The organism is Candidatus Delongbacteria bacterium (genome assembly GCA_020634015.1).
GTDB lineage: Bacteria > CAIWAD01 > CAIWAD01 > CAIWAD01 > CAIWAD01 > JACKCN01.
This window is the reverse complement of the sequence record JACKCN010000002.1, coordinates 434,998-449,623: the sequence shown is the minus strand read 5'-3', so window position 1 is coordinate 449,623 and position 14,626 is coordinate 434,998. Positions and strand designations below refer to the sequence as shown.

The following is a 14,626-nucleotide window of genomic DNA, read 5'->3' as shown; positions in this document are numbered from 1 at the left end:
CGGTCCCCGGGTCGCAAAGAGTGCATAAAGATGAATCAAGCAGCTGCCGATAGTGAAGGGAATTGGCGTAACTCCCTAAAGCACCCAAGCGTGGGTTTGCAGCGGGAAGTGGGCGCGTACCCGCTTGACCGACCAGGAATCGATGAAGTTCGGGAGAAGGTGGGGCCAAACACATGAAATTGTGATTGTTGCGGTTCCACAAACCCCTGACCTTACCTAAATTGCGCGGCAGTGTTCATACCGACCATCCCCCCAGGGTCCAGCGGACCGGGCACCATCTTGAAGATCCGGTTCCGATGACAGTCGGAACCGACCGTAGGTATCGTGCCGGAAAAACGAACCAGTCCGGATCCGGGCTGGAGGGAGGGAGTCGAATGTTGCGGATCACAGCGACCACCGGAGGGCCGATGAAACGCCTGGCAAGTCTGTTTGTGGGGATGTTCCTGCTGTGTGCGGGTTTCCTGCTTCCCCGAACGGTTCAAGCCACCACCTACACCATCGACAGTCTTTATGTCTATGGGTCTGGCGGACGAACGGATCAGAGCATCGACGCAAGTGAAACCATCACGGTGGTCTGCCGAATCGCGTCCGGAGCGTGGAACACCACCACGCCCGTCAACAGCTTCTACATTGTGCCGAACGGCACGAATCCGCCGACACTGGGCGGAGCCGATGGGGGTGGTGCGACCGAGTACAACAATGCCGACATCTCCTCCGTCAGCTTCAGCGAGACCAACAAGAAGCTGAGCTTCGCCATCACGGCGCCCATCTGGACCGCGGGTCAGAACTCCTTCACCGTCTTCATGGACGGCAAGGCCTCCGGCTTCGGCAACTACATCAATACCGCTGAAACCATGGTGGCCGCCGGTGGAGCCACGACCCTGCTGAATGTGAACCCCGGTTCCGGAACCGGCTTCGGCTATGGCATTCCGGTCATCGACACCACCCCCCCCACCATGGTGGCCGCCAATACCTACGCCACCGCCCTCGACTCGCTACAGGTCGTGTTTGACGAAACCGTGACGGAAGTGGGCGGGGATTGCGGCGCGGCCTTCGAACTGACGGGCGATGGCATCGGCGCCACGATCTTCGGCACGGACATGACACTGGTCAGCGGCAACACCTGGATGGTCGCCCTGGACGGCAATCTTCCGGACCGCGACTGGCAGGGAACGGTGACCTACAATCAGGCCAACAGCGTCAATCAGCTGGAAGACGCCAGTGGCAATGAAGTGGCCAACGGGCACAACATTGCCACCACCAAGGAAGAGATTCCGCCGGCCGATCCGGTCCTCACCACGCCCGCCATCACCACCGACCTGAGTGGTGGCACCGTGAACTGGACGGGTACCGCCGATGCCGGAGCCACCGATGCCTCGCTGGCCAGCCTGCGCCTGCAGGGATCCAATGACGATGTCACCTTCGTCTCCGTGGGCAGCACCGACTCCAACACGGGCGACACGGATTACACCGGCAGTTACACACTGGGCACCCAGTATGCCTACTATCGCCTGGTGGCCACCGACGACCAGGGCATCGCGGCCTACAGCGCCTCCGTGGGCAGCTTCCAGGCCAAGCAGCGCCTGGTGTTCTCCGGTGACACAAGCGAGCCGGTGAACGAGGACGAAGACCAGATCACGGTCTCGATCCATGATGCCTACGGCAACCTGGAAGTCGCCACTCACACGGTCTCATTGTCACGCGTGAGCGGCACGGGCGACATCACCTTCCGCGCCACACAGGGCGGTGGGTCCATCGGCATCAACAATGCGACCATTGACATCTCGGCCGCGTCCAGCCAGACCTTCTACTACGAATCGGATGCGACGGGCGCGCACAGTCTGCGGGCCGGTACGGCCGGGCTGGTTGCCGACACACTGGCCGTGACCATCGCCGCCGGTGCCGCCTCCCAGATTCTGGTGCAGCTGCCCGGCCAATCCTTCGTGGACGGAACGGGCATCACGGGAACCGCCAGTGCGCAGACCGCCGGATCCAGTTTCAACGCCGTGTTCTACATCACCGACAGTGCGAACTATGTCGTGGCCACGGAAGACGGTGCCCGTGACCTGGACTTCAGCAGCACGGCCAGCGCCAGTCCCCTGGGCGACAACCCCACCATCAATGGTGTCGAATCCGGCTCGTGGAACAACGTGAGCATCAGCTTCACCGACGGAGTCAGTGTCAACGTACCGGTGGTGTTCGTCAATTCCAGCGAAACCCCGACCCTCAGTGCCGGCGACAACTCGGGCAGCCCGAATCTGTCACCTGTCGCCTCCGCCGCGGTCAGCGTGGCGCACGGCACAGCCGACAACCTGGTCTTCTCAATCACGGACTCCGGCCAGGAAAGCAACGCGAACTGGACGGGCACCAACACCGTGACCGTTCAGGATTCCTGGGGCAACACGGCCACCTCCTTCGACGCCAGTGTCACTCCGCTGACCGTGGTCGCCACTCCCAGCGCGGGCGTGACCATCAATGTGGGTGGCCGCGGTGACGCGATCCTCGATCTCAACACCGACTTCGTCAGTGGCATCGCGGACCTCACCAGCATCGGCATCAAGCTGACGGGATCCTCGAATACCTACACGATCAACGCGACCAGCACCCTGGCCGAGAACGTGGCCAACATCACCGACACGGTCACCATCGCGGTCAACGCCCCCACCGTTTCCGGCCCCTTCCCTGCCAGGCTGACTCACATCAACGCGCAGGTGGGAAATCCCGGCATCTTCCTGCTGGCCGACATCGATGAGAACAACGAAAGCCTGCACATCGTCTGGGGCTTCGACAACGACAGCACGACGGCCGCCTATGACTTGGCCATCCGCGACAGCGCCGCGGTGATTTCCGGTACCGGCACCGTCGACAAGTTCGTCTCGAGCACCACCCTCGACAACGGCGCAGCCTATGACTACATGCTGTGGTGGGTCAGCGGTACCGACGCCCAGGGCAACCCTGTGGACGGCTATCCGATCTACACCGCCCCGCTGGTGACCCTGGTCAATCCCACTCTGACCGTCCTGGGCACCGATGTGGGTTCCAACATGCTGCCCAATTCCACGTCCAACCTGATCACGCGGCTGGACCTGACCTCCGAAATGGTGGGTGCCACGATCCGGGTCACGGAAATCGGCTTCAGCAAGACGGGGACCTCCAACGCCACCAACACGCACATTTCCAACTTCAAGCTCTGGGCGGACGACGGTAACGGCACCTGGAACGGCTCGGGCACCGAAACCCTGCTCAAGACGGTCAGCGGCACGGTCAATCCCACCTTCTCCGCACTGACCGTGGATGTCACCAACACCGGCGTCAACGGTCCCACGGTGCTCTGGCTCACGGTGGACCTGAGTGCGGCCGCCTCCGTCAACCAGACCCTGGGCATGGAAATCACCAGCGCCAGCCGGGTCCTCGTCCAGAACACCAACGACAATGTGGTCGGCGACAGCGGCGTCTTCCCGCAGCCTTCCGGCACCAACGACTACACGCTGCCCGTGGAAATCAGCCTCTTCGAAGGCACGCCCGATTTCGGCAGCAACCGCCTCCACTGGCGCACCGACAGCGAGGAGAACAATCTGGGCTTCCGCGTTTGGCGCGCCCCCAGTGAGGCCCTCGGAGTCGTTCCGCCCGCCTCCCGTTTCGTGGCCCTGGGCGACTGGAACACCGTGAACACCCTGTTGGGACGTGATACCTACAATGGCACCACCCAATACAGGTTCGTGGATGAGCAGGTGGAAGCCGGCGGCCTCTATTGCTACAAGCTGGAATCCGTGGACCTGGACGGCACCAGCAACTTCTACGACCTCACGGTTCACATCAAGTCCCTCGAGCAGCCGACCGACTTCGCGCTGGGCGAGAACTATCCGAACCCCTTCAACCCCAGCACCAGTTTCGATGTGGTGCTGCCCGAAGACAGCATCGTGGATCTGAAGATCTACAACCTTCAGGGTCAGCTCGTGACCACCCTGTCCTCCGGCAGCGAACTGCGCTGGGGTCGTCACAGCTTCCAGTGGGACGGCACCAATGCCCAGGGGCTGCAGGTCTCCAGCGGTGTCTACATCCTCAGCATGAAGGCCGGCGACTTCGAAGACAGCCACAAGATGATGCTGCTGAAGTAACACCTTCCCCGAGCCAATCAATGCACGCCCCGTCAGCACTGCTGGCGGGGCGTTCTGTTTGGGTCTTCGGAGAATCGGGGACACACACAGGGGCGATTCACGAGTGCCGAAGCCCTGGGGGCATTGTTGCAGCTGGAGCCGCATGGATCCCGGGCACACGCCCCGACACTACAGCTGGCAGGCTCTTCTGCAGGGCGGCCTTGTGGAAATCAGGAGCTGGTTTCGCGGTGGCAGGGCGGATCGGACCCGGAGGGTTTCCCCCATGTGCATGCGGGGCCCCCTGGAGGCTTGAGGGGGCACCTCGCGGCTGTGCCTTTGATCAGCGCTCGCCCTGAGGACTTGCCTTCCGGGACTGCGATGCGGACGGGGATACCACAGGCACTTCCCCGGCCGCCCCAAGCCCCTGCTTGAGCAGGATCGGCCCGATCAGCAGATTGGCCAGCACGGCGGCCAGAAACATCTCGCGCACCTGTGCGCCCACTCCGGGCAGCAAGCTGGCGACCATCCCGGCCAGTCCGAGGGTCAGCCCGGCCTGACCGATGAAGCCTTTCCAGCCGTGTTGTGCGATCGGTCGGGGCGCTCCCGTCAACTTCACCGCAAGCTGGGTGCTGCCCCACTTGGCCAGAATGCGCAGCAACACGAACAGAAGGGCGAAGGGCCAGACCCGGCCCAGGCCATTGAGCCGTACCGACGCACCCGCGATGCCGAAAAACACCAGAAACACGGGCAACGACACCTCCTCGAGGTGATGGATGAAATCACGCCCATGACTGGAATGGTTGGCGATCACATAGCCCGCAGCGATCGCCACCAACAAGGGTTCCAGATGGAAACTGGCGCAAAGGTTCACCATCAGGATCGCCACGGCAAGAATGGCCAGAGGCAGCTGGCGACCAATGCGATTCATGTAGACGATGAATCCGGCGCCCACCCCGATGCCAGCCAGGATGCTGTACAGGATGTGAATCATTTCGGTCAGCGGATTCTGGCTGGCCGCCTCCCCCGTAATCAGCGGCACACAGAGTGCGGCCACCATGGTGAAAGCCAGGATCACGGCCACATCCATCAGGATCGTCACCCCGAGGATGAAATCGCGCACCGGTCCGCGGGCACCCGTCTCGATGATCACTGCAATGGTCTCCATGGGCGACTTGGCCACTGAGATGGTGGCGATCAGCAACGCCAACGCCCAGCGCGCCGGACCATCCAGACCGTCGAAGAAGGGAATCCAGCCCGAGATCGCCCAGAACACGGGTGTCACCAGCAACAGTCCGACGAAGACCTGCGCCAGCGTGCTGGCACTCAGCAGAGGAAACTGACGCTTGATCGCAGCGCGGTCCAACTCGCCACCGGCGGCCAGTGAGATCAGGAAGAGCGCCAACGTATCGAACAGACTCAGGTGCTGCACGACTTCCGGGGACAGCAGGCCCAGCAGATCCGGCCCGCAGAACAGTCCCGCCAGAATGTATCCGGTGATCGAGGGCAACTTGACGCGTCGCGCCCAGTCCCCGAACACGAAGCCCGCAAGGATCATGAAGCCGAAGGCCACTGTGGAGTGATGGATCACCGCATCGGCGGCGCCGGGGCCCAGCCGGCCCAGGCCGAACATCACGCCCAGCAGCGCCAGCAGGACGGTCAGGCTGACCATGTTGCACCTCCTGACGACATCTCGACCGTTACAATGCCCATGCGGCTCAGCGGTGTGAAAGGACACGCTGGTGTCACTGGAGTTCTCCCGTGCCGAATGCGGGTTCACCCACGCGTGGGCCGGTGCGGCGTTGCCGCATGCCCGGAACTTCGCCTGCTGCCACCAGGCCCTGCCTGAGCAGGACAGGCCCCACCAGCAGATTCACCAGCACCGCGGCCAGAAACAGATCACGGATCTGCGAACCCAACACGGGCACCGCATCAGCCAGCAGGGTGGCCAGACCCAGAGTCAGACCCGCCTGGCCAATGAACCCCTTCCAGCCCTGGCGCGCCACCAGCCTGCCGGCATGGGTCCAGCGTGCGGCCAGTTCGGTACTGAACCACTTGGCAACACCACGCAGCAGCACGAAGAACAGCGCCAGCGGCCAGATCCGCCCCAGCCCGCCCAGTTGCACCGATGCCCCCGCGATGCCGAAGAACACCACGAACACGGGCAGCGACACCTGCTCCAGATAGTGAATGAACTCCCTGCCATGGTCGGAATGGTTCGAGATCACGTAGCCTGCGGCGATCGCCAGCAGCATGGCTTCCAGATGAAAGGTGGCACACACGTTCACCATCAGGATGGCCACGGCCAGGATCGCCAGATGCAGTTGCTTGCCCACCTGGCGGATGTAGACGATGAACAGCCCGCCGATGCCCGCCCCCAGCAGCAGACTGAGCCCGATGTGCAGCAGATCCAGCAGGAAATGCGAGTGGGACTCCACCCCCGAAATCAACGGCACACAGAACGAGGCCAGCAGGGCAAAGACCAGGATCACGGCCACGTCCATCAGGATGGTGACCCCCAGAATGAAATCGCGCACGGGTCCGCGGGCTCCGGTCTCGATGATCACGGCAATCGTGCCGATGGGCGACTTGGCCACCGAAATCACCCCCAGCATCAGGGCCAATGCCCAGACACCCGCGTGCGACAGCCCCCCGAAAAATGGAATCCAGCGCGACAGCGCCCAGAGCACGGGAGTCATCACCGCCAGGCCGACCACCAGCTGCAGCAGGGTGCCAGCCATCAGCAGAGAAAACTGGCGCCGGATGGCCTGTCGGTCCAGTTCGCCGCCCGCCTCCATGGAAATCAGGAACAGCGCCAGAGTGTCGAAGAGCGAAAGGTGCTGCACCACGGCGGGCGAGAGCAGGCCCAGCAGATCCGGGCCACAGAACAGCCCCGCCAGAATGTAGCCCGTGATCGCGGGCATGCCGAATCGCTGGGCATAATCACCAAAGACCACTCCCGCCAGAATCATGAACCCAAAGGCCACCGTGGACTGGTGCAGCAGTACATCCGTCTCGCCGGGAGCCAAATGCCCCAGACCGTACATGACCCCCAGCAAGGCCAGCAGAATCGTCAGCCTCACCTGGAACCATCCCCGGAGGAAGGTGACACGGGCACGACCCTCTTCTTGCGGAACAGTACCGCCACCAGCGCGAAGACCAGCACGGCAGGCACCGCCAGGGCCAGTACCGACTCCTGACCATTCAACTGGTCATGGCTGATCGCCATTGCCAATGCCACACCGCCCAATGGCAGCAAGGACAAGGGCGGGACCTGGTCCTGGCCCTGAGCTCGTTCCTCGTTCCCGGGCCAAAGCCCTGAATCCAGCTTGCGGGTGGCCGCCACGATCAGGGTTCGTAGCACAAGCAGTGCGATCAGGACCCGCCAGAGCCCCGGGATGGGCACCCAGAGCAGGCCCGCCACGAGCAACAGGGTCAGAAAGAGTGGCCGTTCATAGACCACCAGAAAGTGATACAGGCGGTAGCCGTGCCGGGCCTGATTGATCAACCAGGCGCCGATCAGCAGGTTCAGGAAGAGCGGCGGAATGTGGGTGACCGCGGCAATGCCCCCGCAGAAGACCATCATTCCGATCAGCAGCAGTGCCATGCGTTTGTTGGCGGCACCCTGCGAGAGAAAGAAGTGAAAGATGATGCCCAGCATGCCCGCCAGCAGCAGAGTGAAGCCGATGCGTGGCGCGGGTGCCAACCACTGGGCCAGGTCCGTCTGGGGAAAGACCCAGACCGAGAGCAGCCCGTGCAGCAGGATGGCGTAGATGCAACTCAGATTGGCGTACAGCAGCATCCGGCGCCCCGTGGCCGTGCGCGCGGCCCTGGCTCCTTCCAGCAGCAGCAGGAAAGTGGGCGAACTGGTGCCGGCGATCAGCCCCAGGGTGAGCGCGGTGCCCAAAGGAGCGGCGTGCCCGTATTCAACCAGCACCACCAACACACCCAGTGAGGTGGCGCCCGCGATCACCAGGAAGTGGATCATGCTGCCCAGCAGGTCCGGCCAGCTGATCAACTTCAGGTCCTTCCATTTGAGCTGCAGGCCCAGCACCAGCCCCACCCACCCGATGGCCAGGTTGATCACGGGGTCCAGCTCGCGCAGCGCATCATCGCCCACCAGCCCCCCGACATGTGGCCCCATCAGCACCCCCAGCACCATGTAGCCCAGACCACCGGCCAGCAAGGGCTGCAGGATCCGCGGCATGCGCCGCCTCGTGAGCACGTGGGTCCCCGCCAGCAACACCAGCAGCGCGAGCAGCAGGATGACGTAGGGTGAACTCACGCGGCGTCTCCGGAGTGGCGATGTTGACAAACGACAGAACGTTGAGCAAGCGCATGGAAAATAGGGATTTTCAAGCCAGCCGCTGAGCATTCTCTCCCTCTTGGCAATGCAGCCAAGGCCCTCCGTCAGCTGTACCGAGAATCCCGCGAACCGCTCCGATACCCGGAATTTCAAGGGAAAAATGCCCCCATCCTTGCATACATCAATGCCACGGCTTAAATTCCGGGCTTCCTGTGCGGCGCATCCCGCGCGCGACAGGCACCCATAGCTCAACTGGATAGAGCGTCTGACTACGGATCAGAAGGTTGGGGGTTCAAATCCTCCTGGGTGCGCTTGGACAGACAAAAGGGGTCCGCAGCTGCGGACCCCTTTCTCTTTCACGTTTCTCCCTGCCCAAAGCCAGGACTGTCGAATGCGTCCTGGCCCGCTGCCGTTGGACCGTCAGTCCTCGTCCTGCCCCGCCCCTCCCAGCACCGTGTACAATTGGATCCGGCTGGCCAGATCGGCCAGATGCAGGGCCACCTGGCTCTCGCGGGCGGCGTACCAGCTGCGCTGGGCGTCAAGCACGCTCAAGTAGGAATCCAGACCCGAGTCGTAGCGCTGGCGGGCCAGGTCCAGGGATTGCTCGCTGGCGCGGGCCAGTTCGTCCTGGGTGCGGGCCTGCTCGCACAGGGCCTGGCGTGTCACGAGGGCGTCGGAGACGTCGCGGAAGGCGCTCTGGATCGAGGCCTGGTACTGGGTCAGCGCGCTCTCGCGGGACAGGGCGCTGGCAGAGTGTGCCGAGAACACGCGCGCGTCGAAGAGCGGCAGCGTGACCTGGGGGCTGAAGGTCCAGGTTCGCGAATCCGGACCGAACAGGCCATTCAGTTCGGCGCTGGCGGTGCCGGCCAGACCGGTCAGCGAGATCCGCGGGAAGAAGGCCGCGCGCGCGGCTCCGATGAAGGCGTTGGCCGCGCGCAGTCGGTGCTCGGCGGCCTGGATGTCGGGGCGCTCCAGCAGCACGGCCGAGGACAGACCCACCTCAAGTTCGAGGGGTGCCAGCACATCGTCCAGACTGGCGGGCAGCAGCTCTTCGGGAATCGGTGCGCCCACGATGCGGGCGAGAGCATTGCGGTCCTGGGCCACCAGCTGGCGATAGCGAGCCTCGGCCTGCTGGGCCGCATTCAGCTGTGTCTGGGCGCGCAGCAGATCCAGACGGGACGCCAGACCCGCCTGAAAGCGATTCTCCACCAGCGTATACAGTTCCTCGAAGGACACCACGGTCGACCGGGCCAGCCCCAATTGCTCGCGGGATGCCGCCAGCCCCAGCCAGGCCTGGCCGACGGCGGCCGTGATCGCCAGGCGCGCGCCGCGCTCGCCTTCCCGCGAGGCCAGATACTGTTCCAGCGCCTGTTTCTTCAGGCTGCGCAGCCGGCCGAAGAGGTCCAGCTCCCAGGCGCTGATGCCACCCTGCACACTGTACTGCTCGCTGATCGTGGCCGTGCCACCGGACGCCAGATCCGCGGGCGTGAGATGGCGCGTGCCGGCGCCCACGGCGGAGACCGCCGGCAACAGGTTGGCGCGCTCGATGCGATAGTAGGCGCGCACGGTCTCGGCATTCAGGGTCGCCAGGCGGAGGTCCAGATTGTGCTCCCGCGTGAGCTCCAGCAGCGAACGCAGGCGCGGGTCCCGGTAGAACTCCTCCACCGAGGGTTGTGATACGGCCGCAAGCTCGCTGAGCGCCAGGGAATCGGCCTCGGGCCAGCTCCCGGGCACCAGCGCCTCCGGTCGCGTGTATCGCGGGGCCATGGTACAGCTCACCAGCAGTGGAGCCAGCAGCAGGGCCAGACGGAAGCCTTTCATCGCGTGCTCCCTTCGGAAGTGGTGCCCGTGGTCGGTGCCGGGATGGCTTCTGCCGTTTCCCGGTGCTTGCCCAGCACACGGTAGACCATCACATAGAAATAGGGTGCGAAGAAGATCACCAACAGGGTCGAGGTGATCATGCCGCCCAGCACGCCCGTGCCGATCGCGCGCTGGGCGCCCGAGCCCGCGCCCGAGGCCAGCGCCAGCGGCAGCACACCAAAACCGAAGGCCAGCGAGGTCATCACGATCGGGCGCAGGCGCAGACGGGCACCCTCGAGGGTCGCCTCGAGCAGGCCCATGCCTTCATCCACCTTGTCCTTGGCGAACTGCACGATCAGGATCGCGTTCTTGGTGGTCAGCCCCAGCACGGTCAGCAGACCGATCTGGAAGTACACATCGTTGGGATAGCCGCGCAGGCCCGAGGCCAGCACACCACCGATCACACCCAGCGGCAGCGTCAACAGGATCGCGATCGGAATCGGCCAGCTCTCGTAGAGCGCGGCCAGGGTCAGGAAGATCACGAAGATCGAAAAGGCGTAGAGCAGCCCGGCGCTCGAGGAGGACTGGCGTTCCTGGTAGGACAACCCGGTCCATTCGTGGGCAAAGCCCTTGGGCAATCTGCTGGCCAGTTCTTCCATCGCGTCCATCGCGGTGCCCGAACTCAGCCCGGGAGCCGGTTCGCCCCAGATGTCCACCGAGGGAAAGCCATTGTAGCGCTCGAGCAGGGGCGAGCCCGATTCCCAGCGCATGCTGGCCAGCGAGGCGAAGGGCACCATCTCCCCCGCCATGTTGCGCATGTGAAGGCGCGAGAGATCCGTGGGCAGCATGCGCTGCGGCGTGTCCGTCTGCACGAAGACCTTCTTGACCTGGCCGTTCTGGATGAAGTTGTTGGCATAGGCGCTGCCGAAGGCGATGGCGATGGTGTTGTGGATGGCCGAGATCGGCACGCCCAGCGCGCCGGCCTTGTCGCGGTCCACATCGATCTTGAGCTGTGCTTCATCCTCCATGCCGTTGGGGCGCACACGCACCAGACGCGGATCCTGCGCGGCCATGCCCAGCATCTGGTTGCGGGCGGCCATCAGGGCCGCGTGACCCAGCCCCCCGCGATCCTGCAGCTGGAAGTCGAAACCGGTGGCGTTGCCCAGCTCCGACACGGCCGGAGGCTGGAAGGCGAACACCATGGCCTCGTTGATGCTCATGCAGAAACCCATGGTGCGCCGGGTCAGTGCGCCCACCTTGAGCCGGGCATCCTGGCGCAGTCCCCAGTCCTTCAGCTTGACGAAACCGAAGCCCATGTTCTGTCCCTGGCCACCGAAGCTGGTGCCCGCCACGCTCAGGAAGGAGGCCACCGCCTCGGACTCATTGGCGTGCAGGTAGTCGCGCACCTTGGCCAGCACCTGCTCCGTCTGCTCAAGGGTCGAGCCGGTGGGCAGCATGGCCATCACGATCATCGTGCCCTGGTCCTCGTCGGGCAGGTAGGCCGTGGGCATGCGCAGAAAGAAGAAGGCCATCGCGCCGAAGATGCCCAGAAAGATGAACAGCGTGATGAAGCGGTGCGTGATCGCCAGCCGGGTCAGGTGGATGTAGCGCCGGCGCAGGCTGAAGAACCCGCGGTCGAACCAGCGGAAGAAGGGCCTGAACAGCGGCAGCGCCTGGTCCGAGGGCTGGTGTCCCGCGGCCACCGGTTTCAGCAGGGCCACACAGAGCACGGGAGTCAGGATGAGCGCCACCACCACCGAGAGCAGCATCGACGAGGCCACGGTCACCGAGAACTGGCGATAGATGATGCCCGTCGATCCGGGGAAGAATGCCATGGGAGTGAACACGGCGGCCAGCACCAGACCGATGCCGATCAGCGCGCTGGTGATCTCGAGCATCGACTTCTCGGCCGCCTCACGCGCCGAGCAGCCCTCCTCGGCCATCACGCGTTCCACATTCTCGACCACAACGATCGCGTCGTCCACCAGCAGTCCGATGGCCAGCACCATCGCGAACATGGTCAGCATGTTGATCGAGTAGCCGAAGAGCCCCAGCACGCCGAAGGTGCCCAGAATCACCACGGGCACCGCAATGGTGGGGATCAGTGTCGCACGGATGTTTCCCATGAAGAGATACATCACGATGAACACCAGCAGGATCGCCAGCAACAGGGTCTTGACCACCTCGTGGATCGCCACCTGGGTGAAGGGCGTGGTCTCGAAGGGATACACCACCTGCATCCCGGGCGGAAAGTCCTCGCTCAGGCGCTCCATGGTCTTCTTGACCGCCTCGGCCGTCTTGAGCGCGTTGGCGCCCGCCGCCTGGCGAATGGCGATGCCGGCCGCCGGGGCTCCGTCGATGCGGGCCACGATGTCGCTGCGCTCGGCGCCCACCTCGCAACGACCCACATCCCGGATGCGCACGGCCGAGCCGTCGGCGTTGTATCTCAGGGGAATGTCGTTGAACTCCTCGGGGGTCTGCAGCAGGTGCTGGACCACGATCGAGGCGTTCAGCCGCTGGCCTTCCACCGCGGGCAGGCTGCCGAACTGGCCCGCCGAGATCTCGACGTTGTAGGTCTTCAGCGCGGCCACCACATCCTCGTAGGTGAGCTGCAGCTGGGCCAGCTTGTCGGGGTTCAGCCAGACCCGCATCGCGTACTGGGTGCCGAAGTTCTGCACCTCGCCCACACCTTCGACGCGGGCCAGCACCTTCTCGAGGTTGGTGGCCGCGTAGTCGCGCAGGGCGTCACCATCCAGGGTGCCGTCCGGTGAGACAAGCCCCACGATGATCAGGTAGTTGCGCGTGGATTTGCTGACCGAGACACCCTGGCGCTGCACCACCTCGGGCAGGCTGGCCATCGCCAGCTGCAGCTTGTTCTGGACCTTGGCCTGGGCCAGATCCGGGTCGGTGCCAGGCGCGAAGGTCAGTTCCAGACGCCCCAGACCTGAGGAGGAACTCTTGCCCGAGATGTAGAGCAGGTCGTCCAGCCCGGTCATCTTCTGCTCGATGACCTGGGTCACGGTGTTCTCCACCGTTTCGGCCGAGGCACCACCATAGTAGGCCTGGATCGCGATCGAGGGCGGCGCGATGGGCGGGTACTGTGAGACGGTCATGTTGCGGATCGCCAGCAGGCCCGCGGCCATCAAGGCGATGGAAATCACCCACGCGAAGACCGGGCGCTTGAGGAAAAAATGGGACAGCATCGGGCTCCTCGCTCAGTGACCGGTGGCGGGCGTGTTCGCGGTGGCCCCATCATCCCTGGGCGTGACCACCACAGGGGTGCCCGGACGGCGCAGGCGCTGGAGTCCCTCGATGATCAGGGATTCGCCTCCACTGAGCCCATCGAGCACGACCCACTGGTCGCCGATGGCCCGGTCGAGCACCAGGGTGCGCATCGCGGCGGTCTGGTCCTCGGCCACCACCCAGCAGAAGGGATTGCCCTTGGGGTCACGCAACACGGCGGGCTGCGGAATCAGCACCGCACCGGTGTTGACACCCTCGGTCAGCTCGGCGTGCACGAACATGCCCGGCAGCAGCACGCCCTGCGGATTGGGCACGATGGCCCGCAGGATCACCGAAGCGGTGGCGGGATTGACGCTCACATCCCGGAAGCGCAGAGTGCCCGCCAGGGGATACTCGCTGCCGTCCTCCAGCGTGATCCGCACGTTGCCTTCGGCATTCTCTTCCTGTACCAGACGGCCCGCGGCCAGCTGGGTGCGCAGGCGCTGGACATCCGAGGTGGCCTGGGGCAGATCCAGATACACGCGGTCCAGCTGTTGCACGGTAGCCAGCGGAATCGGCTGGTAGGCGGTGACCGCGGCTCCTTCGGTGACTGCCGAGCGCCCGATGCGCCCCGCGATGGGCGATCTGACCTCGGTGTAACCCAGATTGATCCGGGCAAGTTCTGCCTGGGCTTCCCAGGATTGGATCTCGGCACGCACCGCATCCAGTTCGGCCACCACATTGTCAAAGTCCTGCTGGCTCACGGCCTTGGTGGGCAGCAAGCCCTCGATGCGCTGCTGGCGGGCACTGATGGCCCCTTCACTGGCGCGAGCCCGGGCCAGAGCGGCGCTGGCATTGTCCAGCGCGGCCTGATGGAGGGCAGGGTCGATTCGGTACAGCACCTGGCCTTCGCTGACCAGACTGCCTTCAACGAAAAGACGTTCCTGGATCACACCGCTGACCTGGGGCCGGATCTCGGCCACCCGGAAGGGCTGGATGCGCCCGGTGAGACTCGTGGTCAGGCTCACATCCTGCAGGCTCACGGGGATCACGCTCACCGGGACACCGCCGGGCTGGGGAGGAGTGGGCGGGGCGCCGCATCCTGCCAGCAGGGCACTGCACACCAGGGCGACGGCCGTGATGAGTCGAAACGGTCCTGCACTGTGATTCCGCATGGAAACTCCTGTGATGTTTGAAGACGGGC

Annotated in this window: 7 protein-coding genes and 1 tRNA gene; 2 read left to right on the top strand and 6 right to left on the bottom strand. The window is 64.4% G+C overall.

Annotated elements, in window-relative coordinates:
• Positions 1-407: 407 nt before the first annotated feature.
• Positions 408-4,118, top strand: a complete 3,711-nt coding sequence (locus tag H6678_05920) for a T9SS type A sorting domain-containing protein (protein MCB9473328.1) — start codon at positions 408-410, stop codon at positions 4,116-4,118.
• Positions 4,119-4,437: 319 nt separating this feature from the next.
• On the opposite strand, the gene H6678_05915 is transcribed toward H6678_05920, so the two are convergent.
• From H6678_05915 to H6678_05905, 3 genes are all read right to left on the bottom strand, one after another.
• The gene (locus tag H6678_05915; protein ID MCB9473327.1) at positions 4,438-5,766 is read right to left on the bottom strand and encodes a cation:proton antiporter; all 1,329 of its coding nucleotides are present in this window, start codon (positions 5,764-5,766) and stop codon (positions 4,438-4,440) included.
• Positions 5,767-5,839: 73 nt separating this feature from the next.
• Positions 5,840-7,177: a cation:proton antiporter gene (locus H6678_05910; protein MCB9473326.1), complete on the bottom strand. Its 1,338-nt coding sequence runs from the start codon at positions 7,175-7,177 to the stop codon at positions 5,840-5,842.
• The gene (locus H6678_05905) at positions 7,174-8,379 is read right to left on the bottom strand and encodes a hypothetical protein (GenBank protein ID MCB9473325.1); all 1,206 of its coding nucleotides are present in this window, start codon (positions 8,377-8,379) and stop codon (positions 7,174-7,176) included. The genes H6678_05910 and H6678_05905 overlap by 4 nt, the downstream gene beginning before the upstream one ends.
• 258 nt (positions 8,380-8,637) lie before the next feature.
• On the opposite strand from H6678_05905, the gene H6678_05900 reads away from it, so the two are divergent.
• Positions 8,638-8,711, top strand: a tRNA-Arg gene (locus H6678_05900).
• A 109-nt stretch (positions 8,712-8,820) separates the two neighbouring features.
• Here the strand turns inward: H6678_05900 and H6678_05895 are convergent.
• From H6678_05895 to H6678_05885, 3 genes are read right to left on the bottom strand one after another with little or no spacing between them, the layout of a single operon-like run.
• Positions 8,821-10,221, bottom strand: coding sequence for an efflux transporter outer membrane subunit (locus tag H6678_05895; protein ID MCB9473324.1), 1,401 nt, complete (start codon positions 10,219-10,221; stop codon positions 8,821-8,823).
• Complete coding sequence (locus tag H6678_05890) at positions 10,218-13,400, bottom strand: efflux RND transporter permease subunit (GenBank protein MCB9473323.1); 3,183 nt, start codon at positions 13,398-13,400, stop codon at positions 10,218-10,220. The genes H6678_05895 and H6678_05890 overlap by 4 nt, the downstream gene beginning before the upstream one ends.
• A gap of 15 nt (positions 13,401-13,415) precedes the next feature.
• A complete protein-coding gene (locus H6678_05885) occupies positions 13,416-14,597 on the bottom strand; it encodes an efflux RND transporter periplasmic adaptor subunit (GenBank protein ID MCB9473322.1) in 1,182 nt (393 codons plus the stop codon).
• Positions 14,598-14,626: the final 29 nt, after the last annotated feature.

Coding starts and splice junctions, on each gene's coding strand:
- H6678_05895 (MCB9473324.1), bottom strand. CDS start 10,221: ATGAAAGGCTTCCGTCTGGCCCTGCTGCTGGCTCCACTGCTGGTGAGC.
- H6678_05915 (MCB9473327.1), bottom strand. CDS start 5,766: ATGGTCAGCCTGACCGTCCTGCTGGCGCTGCTGGGCGTGATGTTCGGC.
- H6678_05885 (MCB9473322.1), bottom strand. CDS start 14,597: ATGCGGAATCACAGTGCAGGACCGTTTCGACTCATCACGGCCGTCGCC.
- H6678_05920 (MCB9473328.1), top strand. CDS start 408: ATGAAACGCCTGGCAAGTCTGTTTGTGGGGATGTTCCTGCTGTGTGCG.